The sequence below is a fragment of the Blautia sp. AM28-27 genome, assembly GCF_003480905.1.
GTDB lineage: Bacteria > Bacillota > Clostridia > Lachnospirales > Lachnospiraceae > Fusicatenibacter > Fusicatenibacter saccharivorans.
On the sequence record NZ_QUJK01000002.1, the window covers coordinates 61,199 to 85,129 of the forward strand.

At 39.2% G+C, this 23,931-nt stretch carries 22 protein-coding genes and 1 pseudogene; 22 read left to right on the forward strand and 1 reads right to left on the reverse strand.

Features of this window, described 5'->3' with window-relative positions:
• The first annotated feature begins 80 nt into the window (after positions 1 to 80).
• Entirely contained in the window at positions 81 to 743 is a 663-nt protein-coding gene (locus tag DW743_RS04450; protein WP_117509393.1) for a YkgJ family cysteine cluster protein, read from the forward strand.
• A 103-nt stretch (positions 744 to 846) separates the two neighbouring features.
• On the opposite strand, the gene DW743_RS04455 is transcribed toward DW743_RS04450, so the two are convergent.
• The gene (locus DW743_RS04455; protein WP_158554971.1) at positions 847 to 1,254 is read right to left on the reverse strand and encodes a LytTR family DNA-binding domain-containing protein; all 408 of its coding nucleotides are present in this window, start codon (positions 1,252 to 1,254) and stop codon (positions 847 to 849) included.
• Positions 1,255 to 1,682: 428 nt separating this feature from the next.
• Between DW743_RS04455 and DW743_RS04460 the strand changes: the two genes are divergently transcribed.
• From DW743_RS04460 to DW743_RS04560, 21 genes and pseudogenes are all read left to right on the forward strand, one after another.
• Positions 1,683 to 2,135, forward strand: coding sequence for a hypothetical protein (locus DW743_RS04460; RefSeq protein ID WP_022461015.1), 453 nt, complete (start codon positions 1,683 to 1,685; stop codon positions 2,133 to 2,135).
• A 62-nt stretch (positions 2,136 to 2,197) separates the two neighbouring features.
• Positions 2,198 to 3,277: pseudogene (locus tag DW743_RS04465) on the forward strand (UDP-N-acetylglucosamine 4,6-dehydratase family protein); the annotation flags it as partial.
• Positions 3,274 to 4,062 carry a tyrosine-protein phosphatase gene (locus DW743_RS04470; RefSeq protein ID WP_055266469.1) on the forward strand — a complete coding sequence of 263 codons (789 nt, stop codon included), beginning with the start codon at positions 3,274 to 3,276 and terminating at the stop codon, positions 4,060 to 4,062. The pseudogene DW743_RS04465 and the gene DW743_RS04470, both read left to right, overlap by 4 nt.
• 45 nt (positions 4,063 to 4,107) lie before the next feature.
• Positions 4,108 to 4,983 carry a hypothetical protein gene (locus DW743_RS04475; RefSeq protein WP_055266467.1) on the forward strand — a complete coding sequence of 292 codons (876 nt, stop codon included), beginning with the start codon at positions 4,108 to 4,110 and terminating at the stop codon, positions 4,981 to 4,983.
• A gap of 11 nt (positions 4,984 to 4,994) precedes the next feature.
• Complete coding sequence (locus DW743_RS04480) at positions 4,995 to 6,398, forward strand: polysaccharide biosynthesis tyrosine autokinase (protein WP_055266465.1); 1,404 nt, start codon at positions 4,995 to 4,997, stop codon at positions 6,396 to 6,398.
• A gap of 15 nt (positions 6,399 to 6,413) precedes the next feature.
• Positions 6,414 to 7,895, forward strand: coding sequence for a polysaccharide biosynthesis tyrosine autokinase (locus DW743_RS04485; protein ID WP_117509390.1), 1,482 nt, complete (start codon positions 6,414 to 6,416; stop codon positions 7,893 to 7,895).
• 12 nt (positions 7,896 to 7,907) lie between these two features.
• Entirely contained in the window at positions 7,908 to 8,558 is a 651-nt protein-coding gene (locus tag DW743_RS04490) for a sugar transferase (protein WP_227093694.1), read from the forward strand.
• A 291-nt stretch (positions 8,559 to 8,849) separates the two neighbouring features.
• A complete protein-coding gene (locus DW743_RS04495; RefSeq protein ID WP_117509438.1) occupies positions 8,850 to 9,929 on the forward strand; it encodes a glycosyltransferase family 4 protein in 1,080 nt (359 codons plus the stop codon).
• Positions 9,930 to 9,981: 52 nt separating this feature from the next.
• On the forward strand, positions 9,982 to 11,091 hold the full coding sequence (locus DW743_RS04500) for an EpsG family protein (protein ID WP_117509389.1): 1,110 nt from the start codon (positions 9,982 to 9,984) through the stop codon (positions 11,089 to 11,091).
• A complete protein-coding gene (locus DW743_RS04505) occupies positions 11,088 to 11,927 on the forward strand; it encodes a glycosyltransferase family 2 protein (protein WP_117760625.1) in 840 nt (279 codons plus the stop codon). Before DW743_RS04500 ends, DW743_RS04505 begins: the two co-directional genes overlap by 4 nt.
• A gap of 17 nt (positions 11,928 to 11,944) precedes the next feature.
• Entirely contained in the window at positions 11,945 to 12,643 is a 699-nt protein-coding gene (locus tag DW743_RS04510; protein ID WP_117509387.1) for a glycosyltransferase family 32 protein, read from the forward strand.
• A complete protein-coding gene (locus tag DW743_RS04515) occupies positions 12,640 to 13,860 on the forward strand; it encodes a glycosyltransferase (RefSeq protein WP_117509386.1) in 1,221 nt (406 codons plus the stop codon). The genes DW743_RS04510 and DW743_RS04515 overlap by 4 nt, the downstream gene beginning before the upstream one ends.
• A gap of 166 nt (positions 13,861 to 14,026) precedes the next feature.
• Positions 14,027 to 15,052: a glycosyltransferase gene (locus DW743_RS04520; protein ID WP_117509385.1), complete on the forward strand. Its 1,026-nt coding sequence runs from the start codon at positions 14,027 to 14,029 to the stop codon at positions 15,050 to 15,052.
• The gene (locus tag DW743_RS04525) at positions 15,052 to 16,029 is read left to right on the forward strand and encodes a glycosyltransferase family 2 protein (RefSeq protein WP_117509384.1); all 978 of its coding nucleotides are present in this window, start codon (positions 15,052 to 15,054) and stop codon (positions 16,027 to 16,029) included. Before DW743_RS04520 ends, DW743_RS04525 begins: the two co-directional genes overlap by 1 nt.
• Positions 16,026 to 17,027 carry a glycosyltransferase family 2 protein gene (locus DW743_RS04530; RefSeq protein WP_117760626.1) on the forward strand — a complete coding sequence of 334 codons (1,002 nt, stop codon included), beginning with the start codon at positions 16,026 to 16,028 and terminating at the stop codon, positions 17,025 to 17,027. The genes DW743_RS04525 and DW743_RS04530 overlap by 4 nt, the downstream gene beginning before the upstream one ends.
• Before the next feature lie 4 nt (positions 17,028 to 17,031).
• Positions 17,032 to 17,940: a glycosyltransferase family 2 protein gene (locus DW743_RS04535; RefSeq protein ID WP_117509382.1), complete on the forward strand. Its 909-nt coding sequence runs from the start codon at positions 17,032 to 17,034 to the stop codon at positions 17,938 to 17,940.
• On the forward strand, positions 17,937 to 18,884 hold the full coding sequence (locus tag DW743_RS04540) for a glycosyltransferase family 2 protein (RefSeq protein WP_117509381.1): 948 nt from the start codon (positions 17,937 to 17,939) through the stop codon (positions 18,882 to 18,884). The genes DW743_RS04535 and DW743_RS04540 overlap by 4 nt, the downstream gene beginning before the upstream one ends.
• A 2-nt stretch (positions 18,885 to 18,886) precedes the next feature.
• On the forward strand, positions 18,887 to 20,056 hold the full coding sequence (locus tag DW743_RS04545; RefSeq protein WP_117509380.1) for a polysaccharide pyruvyl transferase family protein: 1,170 nt from the start codon (positions 18,887 to 18,889) through the stop codon (positions 20,054 to 20,056).
• A 14-nt stretch (positions 20,057 to 20,070) separates the two neighbouring features.
• The gene (locus DW743_RS04550) at positions 20,071 to 21,636 is read left to right on the forward strand and encodes a lipopolysaccharide biosynthesis protein (RefSeq protein ID WP_117760627.1); all 1,566 of its coding nucleotides are present in this window, start codon (positions 20,071 to 20,073) and stop codon (positions 21,634 to 21,636) included.
• Complete coding sequence (locus tag DW743_RS04555; protein WP_117760628.1) at positions 21,629 to 22,609, forward strand: glycosyltransferase family 2 protein; 981 nt, start codon at positions 21,629 to 21,631, stop codon at positions 22,607 to 22,609. The genes DW743_RS04550 and DW743_RS04555 overlap by 8 nt, the downstream gene beginning before the upstream one ends.
• A 140-nt stretch (positions 22,610 to 22,749) precedes the next feature.
• Complete coding sequence (locus DW743_RS04560; RefSeq protein ID WP_117760629.1) at positions 22,750 to 23,928, forward strand: Coenzyme F420 hydrogenase/dehydrogenase, beta subunit C-terminal domain; 1,179 nt, start codon at positions 22,750 to 22,752, stop codon at positions 23,926 to 23,928.
• Positions 23,929 to 23,931 lie beyond the last annotated feature (3 nt).

The following is a 23,931-nucleotide window of genomic DNA, read 5'->3' on the forward strand; positions in this document are numbered from 1 at the left end:
AGATCAAAAGCAAGGATTAAAAGCAAAGATCGAGAGAAGAGACCAAAAGCAAGGATTAAGAGAAAAGATAGGAAGAAAAAATGGAACGAAATGTAGAGATAGATAAAATTTCAGATGGAAAACGATACGGAGCTAATGATCTTGTAAAAGTGGGCTGCGACGACTGCCGCGGATGCTCCGCCTGCTGTCATGGGATGGGAGATTCGATTGTACTCGACCCGATGGATGTCTACCGCCTGGAGAAAAAGCTGGGAAAGACGATGGAAGAGATTTTGCTGGCTGGGAACGTGGCGCTTCGTGTCGTGGACGGTGTTATTCTGCCACATCTGAAGATGACAGAGCAGTCAGACCGGTGCAGCTTTTTAAATGAAGAAGGCCGCTGCAGCATCCACGATGCACGCCCGGGCTTCTGTCGGATGTTTCCGCTGGGTCGGCTGTATGAGGATGGAACATTTTCTTATTTCCTTCAGGTGAACGAATGTCCGAAGGAGAACAAGACAAAGGTCAAGGTCCGCCGCTGGCTCGATACGCCGGAGCTTGGGAAATACGAAGCCTTTACGACAAAATGGCATTATTATCTGAAGGAAAAACAGAATGCGGCGCGCGAAAGCGAGGACGATGCATTCCGGCAGCAGATCAGCATGAACATTCTGAAGCTGTTTTATCTGCTTCCGTATGACGGAAATACAGATTTTTATACACAGTTTGCAGCTCGAATGGAGCTTGCAGCAGACAAGCATTAAGCAAAAACATATATTAACAGGAGAGGCTGTCGCACGAAGCGAAAACACTACAAAATCTATATTTTGTGGAAATTTTTCTTCGTGCGGCAGCCCTCCTGTTTTTTTATATCGTTTCGTAGGAAAACTTTCCTGCTCCGGCGTAGACCAGGAAGGCTTCCCGGGTCTCACGCCTTCGCCGGCGGCTGCAGAAAATGATCTGCCCATTTTTCAGCAGAACTTCGCCAGTTACCTGTACAAGGGAAACGTGGGCAAAGTTGATCAGCAGACCTTTTCCGCCGTGGAAAAAACGATCACTTGGTGTAAGGCAGACCGTCAGGTCGGCAAATGTGCAGCGGGTTGTAAAATCTCCCTGAATGGTGTGGAGAATCAGTCGGTGCTGGCAGGCTTCAACGTAAATCAGGTCGTCGAGCGCCAGCCGGTATTTTTGGGAAACACCCTGTGAGATAATGACTGGAATTTCGAGCAGAACAGAATCGTTCGGATCGAGTGGGAATATTAATTTGGAATACAAGAAAAACACCTCCGGGAAAGTATACCGTTTGCGTCGAAGTGCAGCCGTTCAAGTCGAAGCGGTTGTCCAGCGCAAAGAAACATGATAGGGTACAAAATAAAAGCAGGAGGAGAGCATTACAGCAAACATCATAAAAATACAAAGTGTAGTTTAACACAGTGACAGAATCTCATTCAAGCCGAATTGACGGACTTCTGTTAAAATCGTTCGACAGAAAGTGACACCGTATGGCAGAAAGGGGCGAAAAAAGTAAAAAAAGGAACGATAGACAGAAAAAGCAGAAGAAAAAAACAGGAAAATCAAAAGAAAATCGAAAGAAAAGGAGGCAGAGAAGATTGACGATGCGAGATTGATTTGGTATAATATTCCAAAAATAATTATTACATATAACATTACCATAAAAGAATAAATATCATATGGAGAGAAATATGAACAGAGAAGTAGAAACAATCAGAGAAAAAGTACATACAACAGCAGATGCAGCATTATTTTTATGCTTTCAGGAAGTGAAGGGAAGCCATTCCAAAGGAGTGATCCGGCTGCCGCTGCTTCATTATGACATTCCGTTTGAGGGATACGGAGAAATGCTGCTTCGGATGAACCGCATTTATGACCTGCTCGGCATGCCGGATGCAGGAAGCTGTATGCGGAGCCTTTCAGAAGGGGAAAAAGAAGAGTGGGAATTTACAGATGAAATGAAGAACAATCAGGATACAACGCTTCCAGCCGGAACCGAGCGTATGGTCAGTATTCAGATTCAGTTCCGACAGCACTGTAGTCTGCAGGGATTTCTGATCTGCGGAAAACAGAAAGCAGGTTTTCGTTCAGCACTTGAAATGCTGTATTTACTGGAAGATTGTCTGCAGGAACAGGATAACTGAATACGGGAGAAAAACGCAACAGAATGAGAGTGGGAGCTATGAAGGAAGAAAAAAAGATCAGAAAGAAAATAAAAATTGAGGATTTGTTGCCAAGAGATCCCATCCGGGTGGATCTCGATGCAATCCTGGGCTATGTGAAGGGAAAAACAATCCTGGTAACAGGCGGAGGCGGTTCGATCGGAAGTGAGATCTGCCGCCAGCTGGCCGGACACGACGTCGGGCATCTGATCATTTTTGACATCTACGAAAACAATGCGTACCAGATTCAGAAATCTCTGGAATGGGAGTTCCCAGATCTCAATTTGACAGTACTGATTGGTTCTGTGCGGGATGAGCGGAGGCTGGAATCAATTTTTTCGAAGTACTGGCCGGACATCGTCTTTCACGCAGCAGCCCACAAGCATGTGCCGCTGATGGAGGACAGCCCGAATGAAGCGATTAAAAACAATGTTATTGGAACCTTAAAAACGGCGCGCACAGCAAGCCATTATCAGGTAAAGAAGTTTATCCTGATATCAACAGACAAGGCAGTCAACCCGACCAACATCATGGGAGCGAGCAAGCGGCTCTGTGAGATGGTGATTCAGCTGATCGGAAGACACAGCACGACAGAGTTTGCGGCAGTGCGCTTTGGAAATGTACTGGGAAGCAACGGAAGTGTCATTCCGCTGTTCCGCCGTCAGATCGAACACGGCGGTCCGGTGACGGTTACGCATCCGGATATCATTCGATATTTTATGACGATTCCGGAGGCAGTCAGCCTTGTACTTGAGGCAGGCGCCTATGCGAAAAACGGTCAGATCTTTGTCCTGAATATGGGAGATCCGGTCAGAATCGCAGACCTGGCCAAAAATATGATCCGCCTTTCCGGATATGAGCCGGAAAAAGAAATCAAGATCAAATACATTGGCCTGCGACCCGGCGAAAAGCTGTATGAGGAACTTCTGATGAATGAAGAGGGCATGCAGACCACAGAAAACAGCCGGATTTTTATCGGCAGACAGATTGCATTTGACGAGAAGGTATTCCGGGAGCAGATAAAGGAACTCGCGAAGGAAGCGGAAAACGAATGTCCGGACATCTGTTATCTGGTAAAGAAAATGGTACCGGAATACCAGTACGAAGGAGAAAAACAGGGATGACGGACCTTCATGTACATATTCTGCCGGGAGTGGACGACGGATCCCCGAATTTGTCCACCTCCCTTGAAATGGCAGAAATGGCGGCACAAAGCGGGGTGCGTATCCTCGCGGTGACGCCGCATGCAAACCAGACGGGAATCGAAGGCGTGGAGGACGGATACGTCAACTACGAATCGGAACAGTTAGAAGAGCAATTTTACCGTCTGGAGAGGGAAATCAACAGAGAACACATTCCCATCAGCCTGGTGCGCGGCATGGAAATCATGAGCATCGGACCGCTGGAGAAAAAAATCAGAGAGAGAAAGCTGATACCGCTCCATGAGAGCCGCTATTATCTGATCGAGGTGCCGTTTGATATGGCGCCGGACGGAATCAGAAAGCGGCTGCTGGAATTTCCGGCGATGGGAAAAATCCCGGTGCTGGCGCATCCGGAGCGGTATTTCTGCGTGCAGGATACACCGGAGCTTCTATACGAATTCCGGGAAATGGGCGCGGTTTTGCAGATCAACAAAGGAAGCGTGTTTGGAAGATTTGGAGAAGAGGCTGAGCGGACAGCAAGGTTTCTACTGGAAAACCGCCTTGCGGGCTGTGTGGCAAGCGATGCCCACGGAGCCGATTACCGGACCACGGACATGCGGCCAGTCCGGCAGTTTCTGGAGGAGCGGTATGGAGAAGCGTATGCACAGCTTTTAGTGAAAGTGAATCCGAGAAGAATCCTGGAGGACCGTCAGATTTTCTATGAACCGTCCCCGGAACGAAAACGGAAAAGACGCTGGTTCCTCTAAAAACAGGAAGAATGGCGTTACAGAAACGAAAGGAGCATCTTTGATATGCACAAAACGAGAGCGGCAGTTCTCATTCTGTTTCTGGCTTCCACACTTGCCTTTGGCGGGTGTCTGGTGCGGCAGCAGACGGGAAAAGACGGAAAAGGGCCGGAAATTACGATGGACAACAGTGAGATTTCTGCCAGCATCCATGCAGAGGAGTCAGAACTTCTGGCCGGAGTAACTGCTTACGATAAAAAAGACGGCGATGTGACGAGTTCTCTTGCTGTGGAACATATTTCGAATTTTGTGGAAAAAGGGCGGCGGAAAATCAGTATCGTCGCCTTTGATTCCGATAACCACGTTACGCATGCGGAGCGGGAACTGGTGTATAACGATTACACCTCACCGGTCTTTTCCCTGGATCGCCCGCTGCGGTTCAGCCTGAATGCAGATGATCTGACAGAGGGACTTTCCGCGGAGGACTGCCTGGACGGAACGATTACCGACCGCATCCGGATTTCTTACGAGGATGAGATCAGCAGTACACCGGGACTGTACCACGTGACATATTCGGTTGCAAACCGCGCCGGAGATGTGACAAGTCTTCCGGTGACAGTAGAACTCTACGATCCGGCAGAGGAGAACGGAAGGCCGCAGATTACCCTGAGCGATTACCTGATTCATCTGGATCTGCAGCAGCCATTTGATCCGCAGGCATATCTGGAAAGCGTGAGTGTGGATCAGATGCTGTATGAAAAGAGAGAAGACGGTGCGCTTCATGCAGCTTCGTATGAAGAAGAGCTTCTGGGAGAAAATCAGTTTTCCATTGACAATCCGGTCGATACCGGCAGTGCGGGTGTTTATGAAGTGACATACACTGCGACAGCGGAGGATGGGCAGACAAGCTCCGTCCGCCTGATCGTCTGTGTAAACGAATAGGGGGGATCCAGATGGGAGAATACGACAGAACAGGAAACGGGCAGAGCAGCAAAACAGACTGGGATCTCCGAAGTATCCTGTGCGACATTGCAAAAAACTGGTGGGTCATCCTTCTGATTGCCTGTTCGGCGGCAATGATAACCTATACTGTGATGGCGACCGTACACAAAGACCGGTATACGGTAAAAACCACATTTGCCGTTATGGGACGCGGGGTGGATGCCAATGCGGCATCGAGCCTGTCGGCCACATATGAGATGGCACAGAAATTTGAAGCAATTCTGGAAAATACGATTTTGAAGAAAAAAGTGATGGAGGAGCTCAGCCTGTCCTCGTTTCCGGCAAAAATGAATGCTTCCATTGTGCCGGAATCCAATCTGATGGAGCTGTCTGTGACCGCAGATTCGCCGGAAATGGCATTTCGGATCTTAAAGTCGGTACTGAACAATTATACGAGCATTTCCGACTATATTATTCCGAATGTAGTGTTGGAGACACTGCAGCAGCCGCAGGTTTCCGGTGTGCCATCGAACCAGATTCCGACCAAAAAGTATGCCGCGACCGCATTTCTTGCGGCAGCCCTTGCTATGGCGGCACTCATCGGACTCTTTTCCTTTCTGCGGGATACCGTCAAAAATGAGGCAGAATTCACCCGCAAAATCGATGCGGACCTGCTGGGCGTTGTGTATCACGAAAAGAAGAAGAAAAACAGCTCCATGCTGATTACCAATCCGGCGCGGAGCTTTCTGTATGTGGAATCCTTAAAGCGTATTGCATCGCGTGTGCGGGGGCGTCTGGACCGAAAAGGCGGAAAAGTGCTGCTGGTGACCAGTGTGGCGGAAAATGAAGGAAAATCGACCCTTGCGGCAAATCTGGCGCTTGCTCTTGCAGAAGAGCAGAACCGTGTACTGCTTTTGGACTGCGATTTCCGACAGCCGGCGTTACATAAAATCTTTGAGATTCCGGAAAAAGACGGAAAGGATTTCGGAAAGGTTGTCCTCGGAAAAGAGTCGGCATCCGGCGTTTTTGAGAAACACAAGGATACCAACGTATATACCGGAATCTGCCGTAATCGTCTGGAAGAGCCGTCGCTTGCAATCGGCGGTGAGATTTTCCACCGGATTCTGGAGACATGCCGGACCAATATGGACTACATTATTCTGGATACGCCGCCGATGGGAATGACGGCGGATGCAGAAGAGCTTGCAGAGTATGCCGATGCGGCAGTTCTTTCCGTGCGGCAGGACGGCGTACTGACGAGGGATATCAACGATGCGATTGATGCATTGAACCAGAAAGAGGAAAAAGTGATCGGCTGTGTATTTGGAAATGTTTACCCGGGATTCGGTGAGCGGATCGGCAACAGCTACGGTTATGGATATGGATACGGCACCTACAGCAGGGCAGAACGATAAGAGGGAGCAAAGAGCATGAGCAGAGAAACGTATGAAACCTATTCGGCGGAACCGGAGAAAATCGATCTGATCGCCTTTCTGGCAGAATATTTCCAGGCATTCCGAAAATTCTTTTTGGGCGTGCTGATTCTTGTGATCCTCATGGGAGGCGGCTCCTTTCTGACGGCAAAGCTGCGGTATCAGCCCATGTATGAGGCATACACCTCATTTGTGGTCGGATCAAACCGCGCGGTCGGCTATTCCTATTATGACAATGTGACGGCGCAGCAGCTTGGAAAAACCTTTCCTTATATCGTAACAAGCGGTGTATTAAAGGATGTTGTAGCACGGGATCTTCAGGTGGGAGCAGTGACATCCCAAATTGAGGCGAGCGTGATGGAAAACACCAACCTGTTCACAATTCGCGTAAAAGATTCTTCACCGGATACGGCATATCGCGTACTTCAGTCCGTCATTACCAATTATCCGGAGGTAGCAGAGTACATAATCGGTGCGACAACGCTGACGGTGGTAGACGACAGCGGCGTACCGGTATCCCCGATCAACAGCCAGGATGCGGTACATGCCGGAATGATCGGAGCAGCGGCGGGACTTGCCGTTGCACTGCTTTTGGTCTTCATCTATGTGAGAACAAGAAAAACAATTCGCCAGGCAGATGACGTGAAAAAGCTGACGAACGCAGCGTTCCTTGGAAATCTGCCGGAGGCGAAAATCAAGAAACGAAGCAACGTAAAAGAACAGACCATCACGATCTGTAACCCCAAAGTGCCGGATTCCTTCAAAGAAGCAATGCAGCTCATCCGGACAAGAACAGAGGACGGGCTTGGAAAAGCCGACTGTCCTGTTTTGCTTGTGACAAGCTCTGTGCCGGGAGAGGGAAAGACAACCGTTGCCGTGAATCTCGCAGAAGCATTCGCAAAGAAGAAGTACCGCGTAGTGCTGCTGGACGGAGATCTGCGAAATCCGTCGGTATTGAAGTGTATCGGACTTTCCGAGCGGAAGGGACGTGGAATCATAGGAGTGCTGAAAGGACAGATCAGCCTGGATGAGGCACTTACCGATTATCGGGATCTGTCGCTGAAAATTCTGCCGGGTGTCGGAAGTACACAAAATCCGGCCGGCCTGCTGCGTTCCGCGCGGATGAAAACGCTGATCGAAGAATTGAAAGAGGATGCGGATCTTCTGATTATTGATACGCCGCCGTGCGGAGTACTGTCGGATGCATCCCTTTTGGGCGGAATCGCAGATTCTGCAGTTCTTGTCGTACACCAGGGAACTACCAAGGACCGTGAAGTACAGCGGGCACTGGAATTCTTCGAGGATTCGCAAATTCCGGTCTGCGGCTATGTACTGAACGGCGTGCCGGAGGGTGCGACAGGCTACGGATACAGCACCTATGGCGGTTATGGCTACGGAAAATATGGTTATGGTTACGGAAAGTACGGCTATGGAAAAGAAAAAGAAGGCCGGAAAAGTAACCAGTCGGTGAAAGAATAGGGGGAAGAAAACATGAGGGAATCTGGAATTTATCAAATGTATCTGAAAAATCTGCTGGACCGGCTGCTTGCACTGGTTGGAACGGCAGCACTGTCGTGGTTGCTGATTTTGCTTGGCATAGCGATCCATCTCGATTCGCCGGGACCGATTTTCTTCCGGCAGAAGCGGGCAGGAAAGAACGGCACGTATTTTTACATATATAAATTCCGCACGATGCGTATCGATACCCCACATGATATGCCGACCCATATGCTGAATAATCCCGATCTTTTCATCACAAGAGTCGGACGGTTTCTCCGGAAAACATCCCTCGATGAGCTGCCACAGCTCTTTAATATCCTGAAGGGCGATATGGCGCTGGTTGGCCCGCGTCCGGCACTCTGGAATCAGTATGACCTCCTTGTGGAGCGTGAGCAGTACGGCGCAAACAGCGTCCGTCCGGGTCTTACCGGATGGGCACAGATCCATGGACGGGATGAGCTGCCGATCCGGCAAAAAGCTGAACTGGATGGATATTATGTGCACCATATCCAGCTCAAAATGGATCTGGAATGTCTCTGGAGAACAGCAGGAGCCGTACTGCGGCAGGATGGAATTCACGAAGGCAGACTGGAAAAACAGCAGATGAAGGGTGCAAAAGAGGTTGTGAAGGTTGGAAAATAGAAGAAGATAAAAAAGATAGAAAAAGACAGAGAAAGATAGAAAAACAGCAAAAGATAGAAAAAGTAGTAAAAGACAGCAAAAGATAGAAAAAATAGCAAAGATAGCAAAAGATAGGAAGAAACGGGCAGGATGTTTTTGGGAAGGAAAGCATGCTGCCTCGTTTTACATAGAAGCTGGAAAATAATGAGAAAAGTAATTGCATATTGATTGAAAGATGATATAATTTATAAAGAAAATAATGAAATTAGTAATGAAACAATGCGGAATATTACACCGAAACAGGAAAGAAAAATGAAAAAACGAATTCTAATTGTAACCAATCATTCGTATATGTTCTGGCAGTTTCGCAAAGAATTGGTGGAAGCCTTGCAGAAAGAGCATGAAGTGATTCTTGCCATGCCATTTGTCGGGCATGAAGAAGATTTTCGGAAAATGGGAATCGAGTGTATTCCCGTATCCATGAACCGACGTGGCGTGAATCCTTTTGCCGAGGCAAAGCTGTTGCGGGACTATAAGCGGCTTCTGCAAAAAATCAGCCCGGACTTTGTGCTTACATATTCCATTAAACCAAATATCTATATGGGTCTGCTCTGCAGTTGCAAAAAGATTCCCTATTATGCCAACGTACAGGGACTTGGAACTGCATTCCAAAAACCAGTACTGGCCGGATTTGTTACGGTACTGTATCGAATCGCTTTCCGAAAAGTAAAATATGTCTTTTTTGAAAATAAAGAAAACGCCCGCGAATTTGGCGAACGAAACATCGTATCGGCAGATCGTCAGGTTGTTCTGCCCGGTGCGGGAATTAACCTGGAAAAATACAAAATGGAACCTTACCCGAATCACAGCCGTGTCCATTTTCTGTATCTCGGACGAATCATGAAAGAAAAAGGAATAGAAGAACTCTTTTATGCCGTTCGGCGGCTGAAAGAAGAAAACGAAGACTTTGTCCTTGATCTGGCCGGATTCTTTGAAGATATCTACAAAAAGCAGGTAGAAGAACTGGAACAGCTTGGAATCGCCCATTTTTACGGCTTTCAGTCAGACCCGCGCCCATTTTATGCAGAAGCAGACTGTGTCGTTCTTCCCAGCTATCATGAAGGCATGAGCAACGTCCTCCTGGAAGCAGCGGCAACCGGCCGCCCTGTTATCACAAGCAATATCCCGGGCTGCCGGGAAAGCGTAGAAAATGGAAAAAGCGGTCTGCTGGTTGAAGTAAAAAACAAAGAGATGCTGTATCAGGCAATGAAAAAGATGCTGCATTGCAGCAGAGAAGAACGGGAAAAAATGGGTAAAGCAGGAAGAGAGAAGATGAAAAGAGAGTTTCGGAAGGAAGCTGTGGTGGAGAGAACGGTGAGAAGTCTGGAGTAAGATGAAAGAGGAAAGAGAAAATTTTAGTAAGACAAAAGGAGAAATGTAAAAGATGTCCATAACGAATTATTGGTTTCAATTAATCTGGCTTTTGACAGTAGGAATGGTTCTGGCAATATCTCTGCCGAAAAAGCAGGAAATCGTTATGGGAAGGATAGAAGAAAGATGGCAGATAGCACCGGCAGTGCTTCTAGTGGTTCCATATATATTGGCGGCAACACTAAGATCCGATAATTTTGGAGATACCTATGCCTACCGAAGTGTCTTTAGAGAAGCACCTAGTAAAATAGCTGCGCTTCCACTCTATCTCGAGGGAATAAAAAAAGATAAAGGTTTTTCGGTCTTAATTGTGATTATAAAAGCTCTTATTGGAAATTCACCTATTCTGTTTTTCATGTTCATAGCTACTGTGCAAATGTTATGTATGGCATTTATTTATCGAAAATATAGTGAAAACTATTGGATGAGTATTTTTGTTTTTGTTGCGGGAACAGACTATATGTCTTGGTGTCATAATGGTATCCGACAGTTTTTGGCAATTGCCATTATCATGGCAGGATTTCCATTACTGCTAAAAAGAAAATATATACCACTGATAGCAATTATTCTATTAGGAGCGACATTTCATGCGTCAGCATTGCTTATGATCCCGATCATTTTTATTGTGCAGGGAAAGGCATGGAATAAAAAGAGTGTGCTGTGCATTTTGGGATGTATTTTAATATTAATATTTGTAAATCAGTTTACAGATGGAATGAACAATATACTATCAAATACACAATATTCTAATATGGTAGCGGATTGGAAAGAGTGGGAAGATAACGGAACTAATCCGATCAGGGTATTTGTCTATTCCATTCCCATGATTTTATCTATTATTGGACGTAAGCAAATCAAAGAAGCAGACAATCCGGTAATTAATATTGTGACAAATTTCTCGATTTTGACCAGTGTAATTGCAATGGTGTCTATGAAAACTTCTGGAATATTTATAGGACGATTGATTTCATATGGATCTATGTATTCTGCATCCATTTTACTACCTTGGGAAATTGAAAATATTTTTACGAGAAATTCAACCATAATCATAAAAAGTGCTACTGTGTTAGGATATATTGGATTCTTTTATTATCAGATGCATTTTACATGGGGGCTTATATGAAAAATCCAGAAATTAGTGTAATTATGGGGATATACAATTGTGCAGATACGTTGTCAGAAGCGATTGAGTCTGTTTTAGGTCAGACGATGAGTGAATGGGAATTGATTATGTGCGACGATGGATCATCCGATGCAACGTCTGAAGTGGCAGAATTCTATATAAAAAAATATCCAGAAAGAATGGTATTGCTGAAAAATAAAGAAAATAGAGGACTTAACTATACCTTAAATCGTTGTTTAAAAATGGCAACAGGAAAGTATATTGCAAGAATGGATGGAGATGATATTTGTTTGCCAGAACGATTTGCGGTTGAGTATGAAATATTAGAAAAAGAAAAAGCAATTTCGATTGTAAGCACAGATATGGGGTATTTTGATGAGACAGGAATATGGGGGAATATAAGTCATCCTGAATATCCCAAGAAAGAGGATTTTTTGCATGGATCTCCGTTTTGTCATGCACCATGTATGGTGAGAAAAGAAGCATATGATGCGGTGAAAGGATATACAGAGAAAAAGCGTTTGTTGCGAGTAGAAGACTATCATTTATGGATAAAAATGTACGAGGTCGGATATAGAGGCAAAAATATTCCCAAACAGCTTTATCTTATGCGAGATGATAAAGCAGCATATAAGAGAAGAAAATTTCGATATAGAGTAAATGAAGCATATGTACGAGGAATGGCAGTGCGAAAACTTGGACTGCCGATAAGCGGATATCTATATGCGATACAACCAATTATTATAGGCATTTTACCTAAGGTGGTATATGACTATTTTCATAAAAGAAAATTGGAAAGTAATTCGAAAAAAAATAATGTGTGCAAAAATAAGTGATAGGAAGGGATGGATACATGATACCGAAGAAAATACATTATTGTTGGTTTGGAAAAGGGAAGAAATCCAAATTAGCTTTAAAGTGCATAAGGAGCTGGCGTCAGTATTGTCCAGAGTATGAAGTTATTGAATGGAATGAGGAAAATTTTGATATAGATATGAATGGGTATACGCGAATGTGTTATGCCGAAAAAAAGTATGCGTATTTAAGCGATTATGTCAGACTTTGGGTAGTGGAAAAGTATGGAGGAATCTATTTTGATACAGATGTAGAAGTAATTAGATCGCTGGAAGAATTGTTAAGAAATGATGCATTTTTTTGCTTTGAAAATAAGCAATATGTAGCTTCGGGATTGGGATTTGGATCTGTTGCACATGGAAAAGTGATTCAAGCGATGTTGAAAGAATATGAGATATTACTGGACGGGAAAAATGGAGTAAGAATGTGTCCGAAATTGAATACACAAGCGTTGGTAGCATTGGGGTTAAAACAGAATGGTAGAAAACAAAATGTGTGTGAAGCGGTAATATATCCTATGGATGTTTTGAATCCATATAACAGCGCTACCGGAAAATTAGAAAAAACAGAAAATACATTTTCCATTCACTGGTATGAGGCAACGTGGATGAGTAAACACTTAAAAATTCGTGGCATGATAACAAGACCAATACACAGAATATTTGGTGTAGATGTCTTTCAGAGGTTCCGCAAATGAAAAAGAAATTGCTAATTGTGTCTCATGCTTTAGAATTAGGTGGAGCAGAAAGAAGTCTTATCGGGTTATTAAATGCATTTGATTTTGAAAAATATGATGTAGATTTATTTTTATTACGGCATGAAGGGGAATTAATGAGAGAAATCCCATCAGCTGTTAATTTATTGCCAGAAATTCGCGCTTATACAGTATTAGCGCGACCGATAAAGCGGACTTTAAAGGAAGGACATTTCATATTAAGTATGGCAAGACTTGCGGGGAAAATGGCAGCGGCAAAATATAATCGAATACATAAATATACAGACAGTGATGTGGCGTTAGAATATAGTCATAAATATACTTGTCCATTTATGCCAAAAATTCAATCCAATGAAGTATATGATTTAGCAATCAGCTTTTTGACACCGCACTATTTTGTTGATAGAAAAGTACATGCAAAAAGAAAAATAGCCTGGATTCATACAGATTATTCTCGTATACAGGTGAATATTGCTTCTGAAACCGCAATGTGGAAGAACTATGATTATATTGCTTCGATTTCTGATGCAGTAACAGAGAATTTTCTTTCGGTTTTTCCTATGTTCAAGGAAAAGATTATTTTGATTGAAAACATCTTGCCGGAAGAATTTGTGAAAAAGCAGGCAAATGAATTTTTAGTGGATAAAGAAATGAATGCAAAAGGGATAAAAATACTATCTATTGGGCGATTCTGTAAGGCTAAGAATTTTGATAATGTACCAGAAATTTGTCAACGGATACGTGAAAGAGGGATGGATATAACATGGTATTTGATTGGTTTTGGCAGAGACGAAGAATTGATTAAAAGAAAAATTGCAGAAGCTAATATGCAGGAATATGTAAAAATTCTTGGAAAAAAAGAGAATCCATATCCATATATTCAGGCATGTGATGTTTATATACAGCCTAGTCGATATGAAGGTAAATGTGTTACGGTTCGTGAGGCTCAGATGTTAGGAAAACCTGTAATTATTACAAATTATGAGACAGCTAAGGAACAATTGGAAAGTGGTGTAGAGGGCATAATTGTACCTATGCAAAATCAGGAGTGTGCGGATCAAATATTTGATTTGCTAAATAATAATTGTCTGTTAGAGCAACTATCATTCAACTGTCAAATGAGAAAGTATTCAAATAAGGAAGAAGTGAAAAAAATATATCGTATATTGGAAAAGAGTAATTGTGTGGGTAAAAGGTAGAAATGGTGCAAAACAATTATAATAATGATGTTGGTTAGATATTATAGCTATCCATAAGTGGGAGTATCTGAGGGTGTTATATTGAGAGCAATAGTATGTTGCGATTTGTACAGGATATTTTATAGATGAAAATAAGGCAATTGATGTTGATAAGGGAGAAATTTCTATGCCTAAAATAAGTGTGATTGTACCAGTGTATAAAGCAGAAAAATTCTTAGCTACTTGCATAGAAAGTATTTTAAATCAAACATATGGCAATTTGGAAATAATATTAGTCGATGATGGATCACCTGATTCATGTGGAAAAATTTGTGAAAAATATGCTTTAAGTGATAGTAGAGTTAAGGTGGTTCATCAGAAAAATGCAGGAGTTGCTGCTGCAAGAAATGTAGGATTAGATTTAGCTGAGGGAGACTATGTAACTTTTGTTGATAGCGATGACTATATTCAACCTCAGATGTATGAAAAAATGATAAGATGTGCGGAACATAATCATTGCGATTTAGTAATGTGTGATTGTATAAAGGTATATTCGGATGGAAGAAAAACTATTTATTCTCACAATATTCGTGGCGGGTTATATGAGGAGAAACAATTGCATCAAGAATATTATCCTCATTTACTAATTACTCGTTCGATAGAATATCCTGCTACAATTTCCAACTGTGTGTGCATGGTAAAAAATATGCGACAAAGAATGCCACGATATGAGATTGGAATTCGATTTTCTGAAGATTGGTTTTGGGGATGTCAATTGATGCTTAGAATACATTCGTTTTATTATATGAAAGGACAAGCCTACTATATGTATAACTGCAGCAATCAAAGTTCAGTAACACATACATTTACGTCTGATAAATGGGACGATTATAAGGCTTTGTATGCACGATTCCAGGAAGAATTTGGTCGAAGCGAAATATATGATTTTAGGGATCAACTTGACAAGGTATTATTATTTTTTATTTATAACGCTATTGGGGATATATTCTGTTCGAGTGTTCTTACTATAGGTGAAAAAAAAAGAATGGTTAATAAAATATTATATGAAGATAGCGTTAGGAATATGTTTAAACAGTTGAAAATTGGCAAATTGTGTGTTCCTAAAAAACAAAAACTATTAACATTTTGTTATTCGCATCCTGTTTTGCTACCGTTGATATCTTTTTATTTTGAAAAGAGGTATAGAGTGTAATGAAAACACAGCTTTCTGTAATAGTACCAGTTTATAACACAGAACGGTTTTTAAGAAGGTGTATTGAAAGTATTTTAAACCAGAATGTGGAAAAATGTGAATTGATTTTAATTAATGATGGAAGTACGGATTCTTCTGGAAAGATCTGTGACGAATATGCAAAAGAAAATCAATGTATAAGCGTAATTCACCGGAAAAATCAAGGGGTTGGAAAAGCTCGAAATAACGGTGTTTTAGCATCAAGTGGGAAATATATTACTTTTGTAGATAGTGATGATTATTTACCAGATGATCCTACTATATACAGTAAAGCAATTTCAATTTTAGAAAACCATGATGTTGATATAGTAACGTGGCTTTGGCAATTTCAGAATGAAGAGGGAAAATTGACAATAGATCCACATAAAATCCCAACATTTTTTTGTGGAAAAAAATCCATGTTAGAATTTGCAAAAGGGTTGTATTATGGTAGCTATGCAAATGGATTGGTTGTTGGAGTTTGTAATAAGCTGTATAAAAGAGATTATATAAAAAACATTCCATTTGAGGGACGGATATATGAGGACGATGATTGGATGAGCCAGGTGCTAGCTAAAACAGGAAAAATTTTTTGTGAAAAGAAATTCTGGTATATATATGTTCAAAATAATACTTCGCTGACGCATCAAAAATTTCAAGAGCAGAATTTGGTAATGTTGGATATTGTGAAAAGACGAATGTGCTTATTTAAACAAGATAGTTTTATTTGTAGGGAATCGATGAAACTATTTCTGAATTTATATATAGAATTTTGGTTTCGTGCAAAGGAATCGAAAATACAGCCCTATCATGACAGTCAAACATATATACAATTTATGCGAACATTGATGAGGGGAAATGGACTTTGTCTTAAAGATTTTATACGTTACAGTATATTTTATGTTTCACCCAATTTATATCAAATATTAATTTTTAAAATGAGAAAAAGAAAACTATGAAAATTAGTGTTGTTATTCCCGTATATAATAAAGAAAAATATATGGATGATTTATTTCAATGCTTGCTTAGCCAAACATTTGAAGAGTTTGAATGTATTTTAATAGATGATGGATCTACGGATGCATCAGGGGAAATTTGTGACAAAGTTGCTTGTATTGATAAAAGATTTGAAGTAATTCATATTCCAAATAGTGGCGTATCTCATGCGAGAAATGTTGGGATTGATGCCTCGTGTGGAGAATATATTACATTTATTGATGCAGATGACCGCATACCAAATAACTATTTGGAAAATTTGTATGAAACTATTATTGAGAGCGGTGTAGATCTTTCAATATGCACGATTACAAAAATATGGCACTCAGGAAAAAAAAAGAAAATACAATTACCTGGAAGTGGCACTTTTGATATAAGTGAATTGCTTTTGAATTTTGCGGATTATCAAAAAAAAACAGGTATTTATGGATATTGTTGTGGAAAGATAATCTTAAAAGAATTAGTTGGGAATATCCGATTTGATGAAAGAATTAAATTGGCGGAGGATTTTGATTTTTTTCTGAAATTATATCCTAAAGTGAGCAAAATTTGCTTTAATGATAAAACAGAATATTTTTATCTTCAGGAATCAGAGAATTCATCAGCTATGGTTAAGGATAGTGAAATTGACTATAGAACACAGCTGTTTATTAATATTCGCTATAAACATTTTCTTGAAAAAGAAAATGTTTATAGCGGAAGTAATGAGTTGATTGTTTCACAGTTGCTAAGTAATTATGTGATTTTTTCATTGTTGTATTGCAATATTGAAAAATTGAAAAACTGTTTCGAGGAATTACAATTAATTTGTAAATCTGAGGGAATTAAAGCATGCGGACGGAATTTCTTTGAAAAATGGATTTTGTTATTACTATATGAAAACAAATACTATTTATTGAAGATAAGTTTACAGTTAAGACGTTTAATGAGACATTTAATAAGGCGTTTGCTAAGGAGATGATGAGATGCCATATTTTACGGTATTTACTTCGACATATAATAGAGGATATACACTTTTCAGATTATATGAGTCGTTGAAAAATCAGGGAACGACAGACTTTGAATGGTTGATTGTTAATGATGGATCGACAGACAATACGCATCAATTAGTTGAAGAGTGGATCAGGAAAGAAAAAGAATTTTCAATTAGATATTTGGAAAAAGAAAATGGAGGAAAACCAAGAGCAATCAATTATGGGATTCGGTATGCGAGAGGTAAATTCTTTTTTATGGTTGATTCTGATGATTTTCTATTACCGAATGCGTTATCAAAAATGAAAAATTGGTGCAAAGAGATTGAAAATAATTCAGATTATATTGGTGTTGGAGCAGCCAGGGGATTTCCAGATGGTTCTTATATAAAGGGTGTTTCACCTATTGTAAACGAACAAGGATATGTAGACGCTACGAATCTACAGAGAATACAATTTAATTTGGATGCAGATATGTGTGAGGCATATAAGACAAAAATATTGAAAAAATATCCGATGCCGGAATGGCCGGGCGAAAAATTTGCACCAGAACAAATCGCATTGAATGAAATTGCGTTGGATGGTTATAAATTGCGGTGGCATTCAGATATTATTTATCAGTGTAATTATCTGGATGATGGCCTTACCAAGGGAAGCAAAGTATTAGAAAAAAATAACCCAATGGGTTATGCGATGATGTATTGTCATATGCTGAAATATCCTGAGTGTTCAAAAAAGCAAAAATTTTATGCTGCCTGTCAAGTGGTTGCATTATCAATAGTTGGGGGACATATAGAATATGGTTTTCAAGGACAGAATAAAAGATTGATATTATGCGCACTTATTCCGGGTATTTTTTTAGCAATTCGGCGTAGATATCAATTCAGAAAGGTATCAACATGATTTCAATTATTATACCTATTTTTAACGCAGAAAATTATTTGAAAAGAATGTTAGAAAGCATTTTGGGTCAATCATATCAAAAGTTTGAGTGTATTTTAATTGATGATGGTAGTAGTGATTCATCTTATAGTATATGTAAGGAGTATGAAGAAAAAGATACTCGCATGCGTTGCTTTACGCAGAAAAATCATGGAGTTTCTTACACAAGAAATAAAGGAATAAGTTTGGCAAGAGGAAAATTCATAGCGTTTTTGGACGCTGATGATTTTATTCCACCCAATTATCTGTATGAACTAGTAAAATGTTGCGAAATAGGCGATGTTGCAATATGCGATACAGTGTTTCTTGATGAAAAAGCGGTGAAATTTAGATTTACAGTAGGAAAAACTGTATTAACACGAACCGATGCGATAAATGCTCTTTTGATTCGGAAATCTATTAATTCGGGTCCGGCAGGAAAATTGTACAAAAAAGAATTGATTGCAAATTTAAAATTTCCGTCAATAAAAACATATGAAGATATTCTTTTTACATTGGACGCGTTATTAAATGCAAATAAAATTGTAACGACAGATCGAACACAATATTTTTATGTTGAAAATAATAATGGAGCAATGAGTAAGATGATAAAAAATCCTTCATTGGATATCATTATTGCAACAGAAAGGTTGCTTCAGGTTATCGCACAAAGGAAGGATTTAAAGCCAGAATGTTGTTATGTTACAGTATCCCATTTGTTTCAATATGTAATAGGACTTTTTCAGGAGAATAATTATAGAAATTCAGAATTTGTTGATGGGACAAGAAAATTATTCCGGAAATATATGTGTCTTATTCTTACTTGTAGAGCAATTCCTTGGAAAGAGAAACTTGTGTTTTTTTTATTTGGTCAGGGAATATTTTTGCAAAATGGAAAAAGAATTCATTGGATAAGGAAGGAATGAAAATGGCAAAAATTTATATGTATGCTCATGGCGGGAGTGGAAATCATGGATGCGAAGCAATTGTGCGTTCTACATGTGATATGTTAAACAATCCATTATGGGATGAAATATTGCTCATTTCTTCTAAAACGGAAGAAGATATAAAATATGGGTTAGATAAAATTTGTACAATTAAGAAAGATGTACAGTCATATTCCAAAATAACTTTACCATTTATTCGGGCATATATAGCATTAAAATTAAAAAATGACTATGTGCCGTTAGATAAACTTAACTATAAGAAAACCATTGACATGGTGCATAAAAACGACATTGTATTATCTATAGGCGGTGATAATTATTGTTATGCTGATGTGAATAAATATATTATGCTACATAATATGATGATTTCTAGGGGAGCCAAGACAGTATTATGGGGATGTTCTATCAATCCGGAAGTATTGAGTAATCCGGAAATTGTTAATGATGTGAGACAATATCAGCTTATTACAGCAAGAGAATCTATTACTTATAATGCACTGAAAAAAATAAATCCCAATACCATACTTGTTGCAGATCCTGCATTTGGACTCAAAACAGCATATGCAGAAATTCCATCTAAGTTTATCAATAAAAACATGGTAGGAATTAATTTGAGTCCGATGGTACAAAAAGAAGAAAAGATTTCAGGAATTATAATGAAAAATTATGAGATCTTGATAGAACATATTTTGAAAGAAACAGATATGGCAATTGCATTAATTCCTCATGTAATCTGGGATGACAGTGATGATAGGATACCATTAATGCAGTTGTATGAACGTTATAAAAAAAGTGGAAGAGTTTTAGTAATAGAAGATCAAAATTGTTCAAAACTTAAGTATGCGATTTCAAAATGTAGATTTTTTGTTGGGGCAAGAACGCATTCCACTATTGCGGCATATTCTTCGGGGATACCAACACTGGTTGTAGGATACTCTGTAAAGGCAAGAGGAATTGCTAGGGACTTGTTTGGAGATGAAGAACAGTATAGTTTATCTGTTCAAAGGCTGAAAGAAACAGATGAGTTGCTTAAAAAGTTTAGATGGATATTAGAAAATGAAGAATTAATCAAAAAACAATTAAATAGCAAAATACCAGAAGTTATTAAAAGAGCATTAACTGCAAAAGAATATGTTGAGCGATTACTTTAAAGAGGAGATGGTTCATGTCTAGATTAGAAAATTCTGCTAAGAATATTTTGGGGTCATTTGGGAATAATTTTGTGGCTTCTTTATTAGGCTTGATTTCTAGAACTGTGTTTATCTATACATTGGGAGCGGATTACTTGGGACTATCTGGGCTCTTAAGTAATGTTTTAGGATTTTTGGCGATTGGTGAATTGGGGATTGCAACTGCAATTGGGTTCAGTCTTTATAAGCCCTTAGCTGAGAAAGATTATAAGTCCATCAGTACATTAATGTCCGTCTATAGAAAAGCATATTCGGTTATAGGTGTTATTGTGCTTTTAGCTGGAATTATTCTATTTCAATTCTTAGATTTTTTTGTTCCCGTAGAACAACAGCCAGACGGAACAACCTTTGCTTACTTTGCGTTTTTAATTAATACTGTTATTGGTTATTTTTTATCATATAAGACCACACTGATATCCTCAGATAACCAAGCGTTTAGACTGATTCCAATTAATGTATCAATAAATTGTGTTCAAACACTTTTGCAGATTATTGCATTGTTAATTTGGAAAAGTTATATTGTATATTTAACAATACAGATCGGATGCTCGATCGTTTTGATGGCCGCACAAAATTTATACATAACAAAAAAATATGATAAAGTTACTTTTTATTCAAAGGATAGACTGACAGGTGCTCAAAAACAGGAAATTCAAAAAAATATATCAGGATTGATTGTTGCAAAAATAGGAGACTATTTGGTTAATTCAACGGATAATCTTATTATTACAAAACTTGTAAGCTTAGTAGCCACAGGAATATATTCCAACTATCTTTTGATTCGGAATCTGATCAACGGATACATAAGTGCTTTGTTTGCAGGTGTCACTGCTGGAATAGGAAATATAGTGGCAGTGGAGAATGATGAAAAAAAATTAGATGTATTTAATACAATGTTTTTCATTGCCTTTTTTATTTATAGCATAGAAGCTACATGTTTTATGTGTTTATTTAATCCATTTATTGGTGAAATTTGGATTGGTGAAAAATACTTATTTAGAACAGGAACTGTAGCAATTATTGTAATAAATAATTATCTGACAGGATTACGAATGCCACTCATTACCATGAAGGGAGCAGCGGGGAAATATTTAGAAGATGCTTGGGTTCCATTTGCTTTTGCGATTATTAACTTGGTTGCATCTATCTTATTTGCTAAGCCGTTTGGGGTTTCAGGAGTTTTTCTGGGTACAATTGTTGGCAGTCTACTTACTGCTGATTGGTATAGGCCAATTGTAATCTATAGATCTGTATTTCATTGTCCTGTTAGAGCGTATTATAAACGATATGTATTATATGTTTGCTTAGGGATTATCTATATTGCACTGGCATATTGGACTTGCACCTGGATTTCTAGGGGAAATATCTACTTTAGATTTGTAGAAAAAGCGGTTGTTGCTATTGCTATTCCAAGTGGATTTAATTATATTTTGTTTCACCATACCAATGAATTTAATTCTGTAATGAAGCTTATGAAACGTATTGGAAAAAGACCGTTGGGCAAAATTAAAGACTTTTTAAAACGGAGAAATTATGAATAAAAAAGTTAGCATTATTATTCCATGCTTTAATGGAGAACGTTTTATTGATAGATGTTTACATTCTATTGAAATTCAAAATTATCCACATATTGAAGTGGTTGTGGTAAATGATGGATCGATAGATCAAAGTGAATCCAAGATATTGGAATGGAAAGAAGTACTGGAAAATAAAAAGATTTCATTAATATATATTAAACAAAAAAATCAAGGGATTGGAAGCGCAATAAATACCGGCCTGAAATATATTTCTGGAGAGTATTTATTATTATTGGACATCGATGACGAGTATTTGCAAGGTGCATTGTTAGAGCGAGTACAGTTTTTAGAAAGTCATAGGGAAATGGATGTAGTGCGTTCGAATGGGTGGTATGTAAGAAAAAATGGAAAAAGCCTGTTTATTTATGATGAATGTGAGAAAAATATTCAGGATGTTTTTACGGCATTATTGGAAGGGAAGACAAATAATTGGGCTGGAAGTTATATGGTTAGAGTGTCTTCCTTGTTTAAATTTTATCCTGAAAGAGAAATTTATCAATCAAAATATGGACAAAATTTACAACTGTTATTGCCATTGCTTTACAATAAAAAATGTGGATTTATTGATAAACCACATATGAATTATAACCAGCAAGAAAATTCATTAACCAAAACTAATGTTGAAAAGAGTAAAAAGAAAAAGAGTTTAGATAATGCGAATGGTTTTCGTGATATTAGAGAACATATGGTTCAGATTATTATTCATGATGAAAGGGAACGAGAATATTATCTAGATATTATACAAAATTTTTACTGGAGAAGTGTCATGCAGATTGCAGGGGTGTATAATGATGACATTTTGATGAAAGAAGCTTTTTTGAAATTAAAAATAAATAAAAATGTACAATTGGATGACAATATTATATATTGTCGTTTGACACATCCTGAACTTGTTTTATTATTACGTTTGTTTAGAAAAATAAAATCTAAATTATGAAATTTGTGAAGGCAGATCATGCAAAGGGCTATGATGATTATATATATGGCCGTGAGACTATGTGATGCTTATGTCAAAAAAAGTGCAAAAGAATTACAGTATGATTACAACAGGCTTTGTTGAACAGGAAGGTGAAGATTATGCCTAAATTCGCAGATAAAAGTCAATGCACAGGTTGCACTGCCTGTGTAAGCATTTGTCCACGGAACTGTATTCAGATGAAAAAAGATAATGCAGGATTTGAGTTTCCGGTAATTATGGAGCGGTCTGCGTGTATTGCTTGTGGGGCTTGTGAAAGAGTATGTCCCGTGTTAATGAAGAAAAAAGATGATGAAAACCTATCAACGTCTGCATATGCGGCATTCTCTAACAATAATGCACTTCGACTGGAGAGTTCCTCCGGTGGAATTTTCTCTGAGTTAGCAGCTACCATTTTACAGCGAGGCGGAGTGATCTATGGTGCAAGCTATGATGACGAAGGCGTAGTCAGACATATTGAGATCAAAGAGCAAACAGAACTCGGCAAACTACAAGGAGCGAAATATTCGCAAAGTATTTTAGGAGACTGCTTTTTAAGCATAAAAAAACAACTGGATTCCGGACGAATAGTGTTGTTTTCAGGTACACCTTGTCAGGTAGCCGGATTGAAAGCTTTTTTAAAACGAGATTATGAGAATTTGGTCTGCATAGATTTTGTATGTCATGGAGTGCCGTCTCCGATGGTATGGGAAAAATATGTAAAGTATCGATCTCTAACGGATAATAGTGATTCATTTCCACAGCATATAAATTTGCGAAATAAGGAAAGTGGTTGGAGTCATTACGCATACTCGGTTGAATTTGCTTATGCAGACAAGAAACGCTATTTATGTAAAAATGGTGATGATCCCTTCATGCAATTATTTGTAAAAGATTGTATTTTGCGGGAATCTTGTAGTAGCTGTCATTTTAAAGGATATCATCGTGTTAGTGATATAACATTAGGCGATTTCTGGGGAATATGGAATATTAATCCCAAAATGGACGATAATAAAGGAACATCTCTTATATTAACGCATACTGCAAAAGGCGAAAAAATGATGAACGCAGTTTCTGAAAACATAAAATGTGAACAAGTTTATTTGGAACAGGCGGCAAGAGAAAATCCATCGTTATTGAGATCATCAGTTCATAAACAAAATAGAGATATTGTTTTAAAAACTATTGAAAGCGAAAATTTTCAGGAAATATTGCCATTACTTCAAGTAAAACAACCACAAAGGCGAAGTAAGAAGGAAATAATTAAGCGTGTACTCAAAAAGCTGTGTGGGTTAGGATGAGTC

Coding starts and splice junctions, on each gene's coding strand:
- DW743_RS04450 (WP_117509393.1), top strand. CDS start 81: ATGGAACGAAATGTAGAGATAGATAAAATTTCAGATGGAAAACGATAC.
- DW743_RS04460 (WP_022461015.1), top strand. CDS start 1,683: ATGAACAGAGAAGTAGAAACAATCAGAGAAAAAGTACATACAACAGCA.
- DW743_RS04470 (WP_055266469.1), top strand. CDS start 3,274: ATGACGGACCTTCATGTACATATTCTGCCGGGAGTGGACGACGGATCC.
- DW743_RS04475 (WP_055266467.1), top strand. CDS start 4,108: ATGCACAAAACGAGAGCGGCAGTTCTCATTCTGTTTCTGGCTTCCACA.
- DW743_RS04480 (WP_055266465.1), top strand. CDS start 4,995: ATGGGAGAATACGACAGAACAGGAAACGGGCAGAGCAGCAAAACAGAC.
- DW743_RS04485 (WP_117509390.1), top strand. CDS start 6,414: ATGAGCAGAGAAACGTATGAAACCTATTCGGCGGAACCGGAGAAAATC.
- DW743_RS04490 (WP_227093694.1), top strand. CDS start 7,908: ATGAGGGAATCTGGAATTTATCAAATGTATCTGAAAAATCTGCTGGAC.
- DW743_RS04495 (WP_117509438.1), top strand. CDS start 8,850: ATGAAAAAACGAATTCTAATTGTAACCAATCATTCGTATATGTTCTGG.
- DW743_RS04500 (WP_117509389.1), top strand. CDS start 9,982: ATGTCCATAACGAATTATTGGTTTCAATTAATCTGGCTTTTGACAGTA.
- DW743_RS04505 (WP_117760625.1), top strand. CDS start 11,088: ATGAAAAATCCAGAAATTAGTGTAATTATGGGGATATACAATTGTGCA.
- DW743_RS04510 (WP_117509387.1), top strand. CDS start 11,945: ATGATACCGAAGAAAATACATTATTGTTGGTTTGGAAAAGGGAAGAAA.
- DW743_RS04515 (WP_117509386.1), top strand. CDS start 12,640: ATGAAAAAGAAATTGCTAATTGTGTCTCATGCTTTAGAATTAGGTGGA.
- DW743_RS04520 (WP_117509385.1), top strand. CDS start 14,027: ATGCCTAAAATAAGTGTGATTGTACCAGTGTATAAAGCAGAAAAATTC.
- DW743_RS04525 (WP_117509384.1), top strand. CDS start 15,052: ATGAAAACACAGCTTTCTGTAATAGTACCAGTTTATAACACAGAACGG.
- DW743_RS04530 (WP_117760626.1), top strand. CDS start 16,026: ATGAAAATTAGTGTTGTTATTCCCGTATATAATAAAGAAAAATATATG.
- DW743_RS04535 (WP_117509382.1), top strand. CDS start 17,032: ATGCCATATTTTACGGTATTTACTTCGACATATAATAGAGGATATACA.
- DW743_RS04540 (WP_117509381.1), top strand. CDS start 17,937: ATGATTTCAATTATTATACCTATTTTTAACGCAGAAAATTATTTGAAA.
- DW743_RS04545 (WP_117509380.1), top strand. CDS start 18,887: ATGGCAAAAATTTATATGTATGCTCATGGCGGGAGTGGAAATCATGGA.
- DW743_RS04550 (WP_117760627.1), top strand. CDS start 20,071: ATGTCTAGATTAGAAAATTCTGCTAAGAATATTTTGGGGTCATTTGGG.
- DW743_RS04555 (WP_117760628.1), top strand. CDS start 21,629: ATGAATAAAAAAGTTAGCATTATTATTCCATGCTTTAATGGAGAACGT.
- DW743_RS04560 (WP_117760629.1), top strand. CDS start 22,750: ATGCCTAAATTCGCAGATAAAAGTCAATGCACAGGTTGCACTGCCTGT.